The sequence below is a fragment of the Streptomyces lasiicapitis genome (assembly GCF_014646335.1).
In the GTDB taxonomy this organism is placed as follows: domain Bacteria; phylum Actinomycetota; class Actinomycetes; order Streptomycetales; family Streptomycetaceae; genus Streptomyces; species Streptomyces lasiicapitis.
This window is the reverse complement of sequence record NZ_BMNG01000004.1, coordinates 578932-590217: the sequence shown is the minus strand read 5'-3', so window position 1 is coordinate 590217 and position 11286 is coordinate 578932. Positions and strand designations below refer to the sequence as shown.

Here is an 11286-nt window from a genome sequence, read left to right as displayed (position 1 = left end):
ACTTCAGGGAGGCGGTTGCGCTCGCGGCTTGCGTTCGAGGTTTGCGCGCGGGGCCTACGTTCGGGCTTTGCGTGCGGGGCTTGCGTGCGGGCCGAGGTCGTCAGCCCTGCTGGAACAGCTCCGCGGGCAGCGGCTTGAGGAGTGCGTACAGATCGTCGGTGATGGGGCGGTCCCAGGCCGCGATGGTCACCAGGACGTTGTCGCTGCGGTCGAACTGCACGCAGGAGATGCGGCTTTCGGACAGCCGCAGGCGGCGCACGATCAGGAGGTTGTCGCCCTGCATCACCGGCATGTCCTCGCTGGCGACGACGGTGACCTCCTCGTCGTTCTCCAGCGCGAGCAGGAGCTGGGCCACCTCGAAGGGCGGTTCCCCGTCGGCGAGCTCGCGGGCCGGGGAGCCCGCCGGCAGATTGCCGATGATCATCGCGGGGCCGCGGCCGCCGAACAGGTCGTAGCGCAGGAAGACGCCCTGGCAGCTGCCGTCGGGCGCGGGCAGCAGACCGGCACCGAGGTTGCCGGGCCAGTCACCCGGGTCCATGGCCAGGACATCGAAATCCGGGCCCGCGGGTGTGGCGGAGCTGCGGCGGCGGAGGAAGGACATGCCGCCATGGTACGTGTCCTGCGCGGTGAACCCGGCGCGGGGGCGGCGGCGGGGAAGGGGCGGGACGGGGCCGGCCGTGGCCGGGAAAGGGCCGGTGAGGGTGTGGTTCGTGTCGGCCCGGGCCCGGACGGCGGGTCGGCCACGGCTCAAGCGGTTTCCCGGCCGCGCTCGTGGTGGCGGGCCACGCGGGCGCGGTTGCCGCAGGCGGGCCTGCACCACTCCTGACGCGGGTGCTCCTTCAGGAAGTACCGCACGCAGCGCGGCGCGTGACAGGCGCGAAGGCGCTGGCGGTCGGGGCTGGCGAGGAAGGTGAGGGCGGCGTGGGCGAGGGCGGCGGTGAGGAGATCTGCGTGGGGGGTGGTGCGGGGGTGCCCCGGTGGTGGTGCGGCGGGCTGGTCGCGTACGACGGGTTCGTCACGTACGACGGAGTCATCACGCCCGGCAGCCTTGTCCCGCGCGGTCGGCTCGTCCCGCACCACAGGTTCGTCCCGCACGACTGGGTCGCCGCCGCGCGGCCAGGTCAGGACGGGAACGGTGGGCACCCTGGCGGCGGCCTCGTTGAGCCGGGCCACAGCCTCGCCGAGGGGCAGCAGGCGCCGCGCGTCGGCGGGGCTCGGCTCTCCCGGACGCACCGATCGCGCGAACAGCGCACGGACGGCGGCGCGCACCCCCCGTACTGCTTCGAGTGCGCTCTCGTCCGCCCGGTAGCTTCGGGCACCGAGAGCCCCGGGCAGCTCCGCCGCGTGGGCGCGCACCCAGGCGGTGAGGCCGTCCGGCGTGTCGAGATCGTCGGCGACGCCGCCGTGGCCGTCGTGGCGGATGGTCGAGACGAGGGCGAGGGTGAGGAGGGTGCCGTTCGGTGCGGGCATGGGGCTAATGATAAGTTCCGCGCCAACCATTAGCGCTGGGGCAGTCCGGCTGCCGGGCCCCGCCCGGCCGCAGCAACGGAGAGGCTCGCGATGACCCACGGGACCGTACTCGACTACTGGCGCGACGGACTCGACGACGTCCCCGAAGAGATCTGGCGCCACCCCCACCTGGAGGTCCTCCTCCTGGCCGACAACGCGCTCACGCACCTGCCCGCGCGCATCGCCGCCCTCTCCTCCCTCCGCACCCTGGACCTGGGCCACAACCACCTCACGTCCGTCCCACCGGAGCTGGGCACGCTCTCCACGCTGACCGACTTCCTCTACCTCCACGACAACCGCCTCACCTCACTCCCCGAGGAACTGGGCAACCTCACCCGCCTCACGTACCTCAACATCGGCGAGAACCAGCTGACGGCCCTGCCGCACACCCTGGGCCGCATGACATCCCTCATCGAACTCCGCGCCCAGCACAACCGCCTCACCGAACTCCCCGCCACACTCGGCGACCTGCGCTCCCTGCGCGAACTGTGGCTGCGCGGCAACCAACTCACCACGCTCCCGCTCGCACTGGACCGCCTCACCGAGCTACGCGAACTCGACCTGAGAGAAAACGCGTTCAAGACCGCACCGGAAGCACTACGCGGGCTACCACGCCTCCGCCGCCTCGACCTACGCGCCAACCACCTGAACGAAGTCCCGCCCTGGCTGGCCGAGTTGCCGTCCCTGGAGAAGCTGGACCTGCGCTGGAACGACGTCCGAGACGGCGAGGAGACCCTGACGGCGCTGCGCGCACGGGGGTGCGTGGTGCTTCGCTAGGGCGTCGCTTTCCGACCAATCGACACCGCGCTGTTCAGAGACGACCGTGCTCCGGTACGACGGTCTCGCACCGATCGCACAGAGTCAGATCGATCCGTCGGCTCTCCCGCAATGAGCCATGCGCGCCGCATCGTTCGCAGATGCCCTCGCTACGGTCGGCGAAGGCGTCAGTGACAGCGTGGAGACGTGCGTGCTCAGCATCCGTCCAGGCTCCGCCGTGCCGCCACGGTCGCGGAAACGCCTGGAAGGCCAAGGCTCCCCACTTCTGCTTCACGGCCAAGAGCTCGTACTCGGGGAACTCGGCGACAACCGCCTGATGGCACTCAAGCACCAACTGCCGCCAGCCAGGCCCCACATCGAAGTCGTACGAAGAGTCCCGCAAGTGCCGCCTGACCGGCTCAAGCACATCACCTGGAATCGGACCCGTTTCAGCCACCTCGGCCCCTTCAGATTCAGCCACCCTGACCCCTGCCCACGGCGATCTGCAGGACCCGGCCGCTGTGCCGGGCGACCAGGCGGTACCAGCCGTCACCGACGGGTTCGGGGCGCCACTGCTGGTGCTTTCCGTGGTACGTCCGCAGATCCGTCACTGCAGATTCCCCTCTCCGGTCGGCACGCGGTGTGGTGGAGCAGCCGCCAGCGTAAAGATCGACAAGGGGCACCGGGACACGTTCCACGAGAATGGCCGGATTGGCGGACCGTCAGGCGCAGTCGTGGAAAGCCGTGGTCGCCGCGAGCTCGGCTCGCTCGGTCGTGACCCGGTTCACCGGCGCGGTCTCGTCGGCGTAGCCGAAGGAGATGCCGACGAGCAACTTGCCGCCGGTGAGGCCGAGTTCGGCTCGGACGGTGTCAGCGTAGAAGCTCAGGAGTCCCTGCGGGCAACTGTCCACGCCGTACGCGGTCATCGCCAGGAGCAGGGTCTGCATGTAGGCGCCGACGTCCGCGGCAAGGCGAGGCCCGCCGTCGCCGGTGACGAACAGGAACGCGGCGTGCGGCGCGCCGTAGAAGCGCAGGCTCTCCGCGTCGTACGCCGCGCGTGCCGCGTGGTCGTCGGGGCCGATGCCCAGCGCTCCGTACAGCTCGGCGCCGAACGCGGCCCGGCGCACCCGGTGCACCTGCGCGTACATGTCCTCGGAGTACGGAACGTCCACCGAGGTGCGCTTCTCGGCGTGATCCGCCTGCAACGCACTCGCCAGGCGATCGCGCGCCGCTCCGCTCACCACCTCCACCCGCCACGGCTGCGCGTTGGAGTTGGACGGCGCGGCGCCGGCCAGCGAGAAGATCGCGCGCATGACGTCGGCGGGCACGGCGTCCGGGCGGAACGCGCGCGTCGCGTGACGGCCGCGTATCAGCTTCTCCGCGCTGCCGCTCAGCTCGGTGGGGACGGGATCTGGATTACTCATGGAGCACTCCTCAGGGACTGGACATGTAAACGGATGCGTTTACTTCAGCGAGGTCGACTCTAGCGGGCCGACCCCGCCCAAGTAAACGCGTACGTATACTTTCCTCATGGGTACTACGGCTACGGCACCTCGACGGCGGGGGCGTGGGGGGCGGGAGCGCATCCTGGCCGCCGCCGCCCAACTGTTCGCGACGCAGGGGATCAACGCGACCGGCATGGAGCAGGTCGCGGAGGAAGCACCGGTGTCCAAGCGCACGCTCTACGCGCACTTCCGGACCAAGAGCGACCTGGTCATCGCCCACCTCCAGGACCTCGCGTCGTCGGGCGCCACCCTGGAGAGCGTGCTGACCCGCGAGGACATCCCCCCGCGGGAACGGATCCTCGGACTGTTCGACCAGCCCGTGGCGGACGCGGCTCCGGTGCGCGGATGCCCCTTCATCGACGCGGCCGCGGAGTTCCCCGACCCGGAGAACGCGGTCCATTCGTACGCCCGCGAGCAGAAACTGCGGATGGTGCGGTTGGTCAACGTGCTGGTGAGCGAACTCGGCTGCCGGGAACCCGACGTTCTCGCCGAACAGTTGGTCACCCTCGCGGACGGGGCGGCCAGTCGCGCCATGGTCCTGGGAGAAGCGGACTACGGCCGACACGCGCGGGCGGCGGCAGAGGTCCTCCTCGAACGAGCGCTTCGCTGATCCGGGACTGATCCGGGCACGAACAGAAACCCCCTCCCGCCCAAAGGCGAGAGGGGGTTGGCAGCAGTCAGTGCAAGAGCGGCTCAGCCGCTCAGTGCCTCCTGGGCGCGACGCCGCTCAATCAGCGAAGCGCGAATCTCCCCCGCCCGAACCGCCGTGTTCGACAGCAGGGTCGAGGTGAGGCCGTGGGTGTGTTCCGTGCCGCCCTGGAGGTAGATGTCGGCGGTGACGTTCGCGTGGGTGGCGACGCGGTGGTCGCGGCCCACGGCGAGGGCGTCCTCGTCGTCGCGGCGGCACAGCTTGCCGAGTTCGCCGAGGCGTTCGTCTATGCCGCGCGGGTGGTAGCCCGTGGCGCAGACCAGCAGGTCGGCGCTGAGGACGTCGCGTTCGGCGGTGGGCAGGAACTCGATGCCGATGTCCAGGCCGTCGTCGTGGGCGTCGATGTCGCGTATGCGGGAGACGTTCAGCATGCGCATGCGCTGCCGTCCCTGGACCTTCTCCTGGTACATGGTGCGCGAGAGCGACTCGATGAGGTCCATGTCGACGACCGAGTAGTTGGTGCTGCGGTGGTAGTCGACCAGGGACTGCTTCACCTCCGGCGGCGCGTTGTAGAAGATGTCCACGGCCTCCGGGTCGAAGATCCGGTTGGCGAACGGGCTGTCGTCGGCGGGCGTGTAGCCGTACTTGGCGAACACCGAGCAGATCTCGGCCTCGGGGAAGTGCCGGTGGAGGTAGTCCACGCTCTCGGCGGCGCTCTGTCCCGCGCCGAGCACGACGGCGCGGCGCACCGGGGTGCCCGCTTCGAGGGCGGCGGCGACGCGCGGGATCAACTCGCTGTTGTGGAAGACCCGCTCGGAGCGGGCGGTGCCGGACGGCATCCGCGGCGCCATGCCGGTCGCCACGCACAGGCTGCGGGCCCGGCGCACGATCGTCGCCTCCGGGTTCGCCGGGTCACGGCTGATCACGTCGTAGAAGACGATCTCGCCGTTCTCGGTCACCGGCTTCACGGAGAGGACTTCGGAGGAGTACTCGACGAGCCCGGGTACGCGCCCTGCCACGCGCGCGGCGGCCCATTCGAGGTAGTCGTGGAACTCGATGCGCAGCGGGAAGAGCGTCTTCTGGTTGAGGAAGTCGACCATCCTGCCCCGCTCCCGCAGGTAGCACAGGAAGCTGTAGCTGCTGGTCGGGTCCCGCATCGTGACCAGGTCCTTCAGGAACGACACCTGCATGGTGGCGTCGTCGATGAGCATGCCCCGGTGCCAGCCGAAGCTCGCCTGCTTCTCCAGGAATCCCGCGCGTATCCGCTCTCCCTCGGCGGCCTTCTCGTTGTGTTCCTCGATCGCGATCGCGAGTGCGAGGTTGGACGGCCCGAAACCGATCCCCAGGACGTCGTACGTCACTTCCGGCCCTTCATGTGTTGCTTCCGTGCCGTCGTACGTCGAATCCGGCCCGCTGTGCAGAGTGTTCACCCGCGTCATCGCCTCCCTAAGCAGGCACATGTTAGATAAGGTTAGCCTTACCTTGCAACGTCTGAGGAGGATTCACATGCGGGTCGCCATGTTCGGCTACCAGACCTGGGGCCACCGCACGCTGCGAGCCCTGCTGGATTCCGGGCACGAAGTGGTCCTCGTCGTCACGCACCCGAAGAGCGACCACGCGTACGAAAAAATCTGGAACGACTCGGTGGCCGACCTCGCCGAACAGCACGGCGTGCCGGTGCTGCTGCGCAACCGGCCCGGGGACGACGAGCTGCTCGAAGCGCTCAAGTCCGCGGACCCCGACCTGATCGTCGCCAACAACTGGCGCACCTGGCTGCCCCCGGAGATCTTCGACCTGCCGCGGCACGGGACTCTGAACGTACACGACTCGCTGCTGCCCACGTACGCGGGCTTCTCGCCGCTGATCTGGGCGCTCATCAACGGCGAGCCCGAAGTCGGCGTCACCGCCCACCGCATGGACGCCGAACTGGACATGGGCGACATTCTGCTGCAGCGCCCGGTGGCCGTCGGGCCCACCGACACGACGAAGGACCTGTTCCACAAGACGGTCGACCTCATCGCGCCGATCGTGCGCGAGTCCCTCGATCTGATCGACTCCGGCAAGGCGGAGTGGACACCGCAGGACCGCTCGAAGGCCAGCTTCTTCCACAAGCGCTCCATCGAGGACAGCCGCATCGACTGGACCTGGCCGGCCGAGGACCTGGACCGTTTCGTGCGCGCCCAGTGCGATCCGTACCCCAACGCCTTCACGCACCACCGCGGCAAGCCGCTGCGCATCCTGGAGGCGAGGGTCTCCGAGGGTCGCTACGGCGGCACTCCCGGGCGCATCTTCATCCGCGAGGGCGACGCCGTCGTCATCGTCGCCGGCGCCGACGCCCGCTCGGGCCGCTGCCACGGCCTCGCGGTCCGGCGGGTACGGACGGAGGACGGCACGGAGCACGCGGCGACGGACTACTTCCGCACGATGGGCGGGTATTTGACGGCGCGGCCGTAGCGCCCGGTACGCCCTCCCCCGCGGCAAGCAGGCCTCACCGCGGGGGCGTACGCTGCCACGGGTGCGCCACCGGGCACCTGCGGAGAGAATCAGCGACACGTCCGCCCCCGCTCGTCGGCAGGAGTCGCCCATGTCCATCCGCCGGGTCATGCCCGACATCCAATCGGAGGCCCTGGAGGAGAGCCGGGACTTCTACGGCCTCCTGGGGTTCGAGGAAGTGATGAACCTCGGCTGGGTGATGACGCTCGCCTCGCCCGCCAATCCCACGGCGCAGGTCACCTTCATGAGCCACGACGAGTCCGCTCCGGTCGTGCCCGACATGAGCGTCGAGGTGGACGACGTGGACGCCGCCTACGCGGCGATGCGGGCGAGCGGCGCGGAGATCGTGCACCCCTTGCGGGACGAGGAGTGGGGTGTACGCCGCTTCTTCGTACGCGACCCCAACGGCCGGGTGGTCAACGTGCTGAGCCACCGATGACCGCCACAGCAGCCTGGATCACAACTTAGGCTAGGCTAAGCTAAGAAAATCCTGAAGGCCCGCCCTGAATGGGCGGGTCTGTCCATGAATGGAGTGGCTCCGTGAGCGTGACCGCTGCCCGGGGATTCCCCGCGAGCGGGATGTCCGCCGGGATCGAGGGATCCGGCGAACCCCAGCTCACTCTCCCGTGGCCTGAGGGACTCCCGGAGGAAATCCCGGACGAACTCCGGGGCAGCGCCGTCGTCGTGAAGTTCGGCGGCAACGCCATGGTGGACCCGAGCCTGCAGCGGACGTTCGCCCAGGACGTGGTGGAGCTGTGGCGCGCGGGCCTGCGCCCGGTCGTCGTACACGGCGGCGGGCCGCAGATCAGCGCGATGCTCGACCGCCTCGGCCTGGAGAGCCGGTTCGAGGCGGGCCTGCGGGTGACCACGCCGGAGACCATGGAAGTGGCGCGGATGGTGCTGACGGGCCGCGTCCAGCGGGAGTTGGTCGGCCACATCAACACCCACGGCCCCTTCGCCGTCGGCATGACCGGCGAGGACGCGCACACGATGACCGCCGTACGACGCCCGGCCTGGGTGGACGGCCGGGCCGTGGACATCGGTCTCGTCGGCGACATCGTGGACGTGAACCCGGACATGGTGCGCACGCTCCTGGAGCAGGGGCACATCCCGGTGGTCTCCCCCGTGGCACGGGGTGAGGACGGGCAGGTCTACAACGTCAACGCCGACCTCGCGGCGTCGGCCCTCGCCGTGGCCCTGGACGCCGAGCGTCTGGTGATGCTCACCGACGTCGAGGGTCTGTACGCGAATTGGCCGCACAGCACGGATGTGATCGAGCGCCTTACCACCGACGCGCTGGACGGGCTTCTGCCGGAGCTGGCGAGCGGGATGCTGCCGAAGATGGAGGGCTGCCTGCGGGCCGTGCGCGGCGGGGTGCGCAGGGCGCACGTGCTCGACGGGCGCGTGCCGCACGCGGTGCTGCGTGGCGTCCTCGGCGAGAACAGCCCCGGCACCACCGTGGTTCCCGGCGACGGCAGCGACGACAACTCCTAGGTTCCCGACGGCAACTCGTAGGTTTCCGCCAGGGGCAGGGCGTCAGCCATGGACCCAACTTCACCCCATTGAGTGACCACTGGTGTGGCGGTGCCGGGGCCTGCGGCCTGTCATGCTCGTAGCGCCCGAGCGCACCTGTTCCGGTCAATCCCCCCTCTGCCGAAGGGATTCCGCATGCGCACCAAATGCACCGCTGTCGCCCTCTCCCTCCTCGTCGGCCTCGGCGGCATCGCCCTGGCCCCCTCCGCGGGCGCCGCCCAGACCCCGCCCTCCGCACCGCCGCCCGTCGAGCGTCTCGTGAAGGCTCCCGGCTTCAAGGTCACCGGGAAATGGGCCATTTACCAGAGCAACCAGATTCATGCCACGGTCGACGTGACCCAGGACACCCAAGGGAATCTCAGCGGCACCGCCAAGAAGACCACCGGAACCATGGTCGACGGCATCATCGAGCAAGGCTTCGTCGACGGCAATTACATCTACTTCGTCATCAACTGGGAAGACCGCACCAAGGGCCGCTACATCGGTTCCCTCGGCGCCGACCGCACGCTCAGCGGAGACTCGACCGACCTGTCCACTCCCGGCAGTGAGGCCAAGTGGTCCACGCGCCAGACGTTCTGACCACCCCTCGCCCCATCGGCCCGCCCGACGAGGTCACAGGGCCCGTGTGAGAATCCGCGCGTTGCGCCGGGGATCCAGGGACGCCGCCCACGGCCGCGGAGCGAGCCGCGCGGTCGTGGGCGCGAACCCGTGGCGGAGGAACAGACCGCCGCCGCCGGTCGTCGCCGTGAACAGGGCATCGAGCGACTGGGCGCGCGCAGCGGTCAGGACGGCACGCAGGAGGTCCGCGCCGAGGCCGCTTCCCTGCCGGTGCCCGGCGACGCAGAAGTTGTACACGACGCCCGCGGGCCCGCGATCCTCCCCCGGTGCGGCCGGGTGGGCGCGCAGCCCCACGCACCCGTCCAGGGTGCCGTCGGGCGCCTGCGCCACGAGGAAGTCGGCGGCCTGCGCGGCGTACAGCTCGACGGGCCGTTCCCGCAACGCCCCTGAGCATACGAAGGGTTGCGACAGGGCGGCGAGCGCGGCGGCGTCCTCGGGGCGGGCGGTACGTATGGAATCCGTCGGCGAGGTCGCGGAAAAGTCCGCCGGCGCGTTCGTCAGCGAGGTCGTCGGCAAGTTCGTCAGCGAGGTCGTCCGCGCGAAAAGCGCGTGCGTGTGCGCGTGCGGCTGCGGTACAGGGCGCGGCGTAGCCGTGATCAAAGCTTTCCTTCCTCGGTTCGACGGTCGAAGAGCGGCTCGTCGCCATGTCACCCCGACACAACATCACAGTTAGGCTAGCCTTACCTAATGAGCAAGTCCAGCCATGCAAGCTGAGCTTAGATTGGGCCCACCTGGCTCTGATGAACCGGGTCTTTCCTCTTCCCCCTTACAAGGAGACGTTCATGGCGGTCGTGACGGACAGCGGCTTCGCCGGGTACGGGCTGCCCGACAAGCCCGGCACCGACGAGTTCTGGACGGCCGCGCAGGCAGCGGGCACTCCCGTGTCCGTACCGGCCGACGGCGGCGGCCGGCTGACCCTGTTCCTGTGGCGCGGCGGCGCTCCGGCGAGCATCGACTTCGAGAGTTGGTCGGAGCCGGTGGCCCTGAGCCGCTTCGACGACACGGACTGCTGGTACGCCGAGGTCCCGATGCCCGCGCGGCTGCGGGTGACCTACCAGTTCCGCTCCGGCGACGAGGCGTACGCCGACCCGCTCAACCCGGCCGGCGCGGGCGGCGACCGGTCCATCGCCGCGACCCCCGACGCCCCGGCCCAGCCGCACTGGCCCCTCGTCGGCGCCGATGACGTCCTGCCCGTCCCGGCCACCCGCATCCGCTGGGCCGGCGAACGCCTCGGCGGGCGGCGCACCGTGCGGGTCCACCCGGCGGGCGGCGGCGGACCGGTGGTCCTGCTGCTCGACGGGGACGACTGGCTGTATCTGCACCCGGCCATGACCGCGTTCGACGCGGCCGTCGCCGCCGGCGACATGCCCCCGGTCACCCTCGTCTTCCTTCCGGCCAAGGACAGGGAGGCCGAGTTCGGGTGCGTGCCCGAGCTGTGGGAGGCGGTCCGCGACGAACTGCTGCCGCTGGTGGCGGAGTCCGGCGTCCCCGCCGACGTCGACCGGCTCGTGGTCGCCGGGCAGAGCCTCGGCGGGCTGAGCGCGATGTACGCGGCGCTGCAGTACCCGGACCTGGTGAACCGCGTCGCCTGCCAGTCGGGGTCGTTCTGGTGGACGCCCGACGCCCTGGGCCGGGCGGACCCGCTGGGCGGACCGGTCGGCGGCGCGATCGCCGCACGGCTGCGCGACGAGCGCCCCGATCTGTCCGGCTTGCGGATCGCCTTCGACGTCGGGGAGCACGAGACGCGGATGCTGCCCCACTGCGAGCTGACCGAGACGCTGGCCGAACAGGCCGGTGCGGCGGTACGCGTCTCCCGCTCGGCGTCGGGCCACGACCGGGCGGGCTGGCGGCAGGCGCTGCTGCGGGATGTGGCCTGGGCGCTCGCGTAGGCAGGCATCAGGGAGTTCGGCCAAGGAGCGGTTCCGGGGAGTGCGTACGCCCCCGGAACCGCTCCGTGCGTTCAGGGGGTCGGCACGGCCGCAGGCCACCACCCGACCCGTCCCGGGACACCTGCGTCCCAGCAGGTCAGAGGCCCTGGGATCCCGACTTCCGGGAAGCGGCCGGGATGCCGTTGTGACCGTCGGACGGCCGCCGCAGACTCTGGTCACACCCCGGCGGCAGCACGGCCGGACGGGGTGGACCGAAGGCAGGCGCAGACGCCTTCGCCTGCACGGGGGCAGACGAAGTGCCGTACACGCGAACCTGCGCCTGCCTTCGCCACAC

General features: G+C 70.2%; 13 protein-coding genes. 7 read left to right on the top strand and 6 right to left on the bottom strand.

Translation table 11 applies throughout. From position 1 onward, the window contains the following. Positions 1–100: 100 nt before the first annotated feature. A complete protein-coding gene (locus IEY91_RS11275; RefSeq protein ID WP_164327040.1) occupies positions 101–601 on the bottom strand; it encodes a hypothetical protein in 501 nt (166 codons plus the stop codon). A gap of 146 nt (positions 602–747) precedes the next feature. Then, on the bottom strand, positions 748–1470 hold the full coding sequence (locus IEY91_RS11270) for an ABATE domain-containing protein (RefSeq protein WP_189173808.1): 723 nt from the start codon (positions 1468–1470) through the stop codon (positions 748–750). A 90-nt stretch (positions 1471–1560) separates the two neighbouring features. On the opposite strand from IEY91_RS11270, the gene IEY91_RS11265 reads away from it, so the two are divergent. Beyond that, positions 1561–2286, top strand: coding sequence for a leucine-rich repeat domain-containing protein (locus IEY91_RS11265; RefSeq protein WP_189173807.1), 726 nt, complete (start codon positions 1561–1563; stop codon positions 2284–2286). Between the two features lie 452 nt (positions 2287–2738). Here the strand turns inward: IEY91_RS11265 and IEY91_RS41725 are convergent, their stop codons facing one another. Together IEY91_RS41725 and IEY91_RS11255 are read right to left on the bottom strand one after the other, a co-directional pair. Then, positions 2739–2876, bottom strand: a complete 138-nt coding sequence (locus IEY91_RS41725; RefSeq protein WP_229696862.1) for an RICIN domain-containing protein — start codon at positions 2874–2876, stop codon at positions 2739–2741. Positions 2877–2987: 111 nt separating this feature from the next. After that, entirely contained in the window at positions 2988–3689 is a 702-nt protein-coding gene (locus IEY91_RS11255) for a nitroreductase (RefSeq protein ID WP_189173806.1), read from the bottom strand. A gap of 106 nt (positions 3690–3795) precedes the next feature. Here IEY91_RS11255 and IEY91_RS11250 point away from each other — a divergent pair, with 106 nt between their 5' ends. Continuing rightward, positions 3796–4380: a TetR/AcrR family transcriptional regulator gene (locus tag IEY91_RS11250; RefSeq protein WP_189173805.1), complete on the top strand. Its 585-nt coding sequence runs from the start codon at positions 3796–3798 to the stop codon at positions 4378–4380. 83 nt (positions 4381–4463) lie between these two features. Here IEY91_RS11250 and IEY91_RS11245 read toward each other — a convergent pair whose 3' ends face one another. Further along, positions 4464–5858, bottom strand: coding sequence for a lysine N(6)-hydroxylase/L-ornithine N(5)-oxygenase family protein (locus IEY91_RS11245; protein ID WP_164327034.1), 1395 nt, complete (start codon positions 5856–5858; stop codon positions 4464–4466). A gap of 67 nt (positions 5859–5925) precedes the next feature. Here IEY91_RS11245 and IEY91_RS11240 point away from each other — a divergent pair, with 67 nt between their 5' ends. From IEY91_RS11240 to IEY91_RS11225, 4 genes are all read left to right on the top strand, one after another. Next, a complete protein-coding gene (locus IEY91_RS11240; protein WP_189173804.1) occupies positions 5926–6873 on the top strand; it encodes a methionyl-tRNA formyltransferase in 948 nt (315 codons plus the stop codon). 130 nt (positions 6874–7003) lie between these two features. Further along, positions 7004–7351 carry a VOC family protein gene (locus IEY91_RS11235; protein ID WP_164327032.1) on the top strand — a complete coding sequence of 116 codons (348 nt, stop codon included), beginning with the start codon at positions 7004–7006 and terminating at the stop codon, positions 7349–7351. 140 nt (positions 7352–7491) lie between these two features. After that, positions 7492–8406, top strand: a complete 915-nt coding sequence (gene argB, locus IEY91_RS11230) for an acetylglutamate kinase (protein WP_373287926.1) — start codon at positions 7492–7494, stop codon at positions 8404–8406. A 174-nt stretch (positions 8407–8580) separates the two neighbouring features. Beyond that, the gene (locus IEY91_RS11225; protein WP_189173803.1) at positions 8581–9024 is read left to right on the top strand and encodes a hypothetical protein; all 444 of its coding nucleotides are present in this window, start codon (positions 8581–8583) and stop codon (positions 9022–9024) included. A gap of 33 nt (positions 9025–9057) precedes the next feature. On the opposite strand, the gene IEY91_RS11220 is transcribed toward IEY91_RS11225, so the two are convergent. Continuing rightward, complete coding sequence (locus IEY91_RS11220) at positions 9058–9564, bottom strand: GNAT family N-acetyltransferase (RefSeq protein WP_373287925.1); 507 nt, start codon at positions 9562–9564, stop codon at positions 9058–9060. 281 nt (positions 9565–9845) lie between these two features. On the opposite strand from IEY91_RS11220, the gene IEY91_RS11215 reads away from it, so the two are divergent. Further along, positions 9846–10952 (top strand): alpha/beta hydrolase-fold protein, encoded by a 1107-nt coding sequence (locus IEY91_RS11215; RefSeq protein ID WP_164327030.1) that lies wholly within the window; start codon positions 9846–9848, stop codon positions 10950–10952. The last annotated feature ends 334 nt before the right edge of the window (positions 10953–11286 follow it).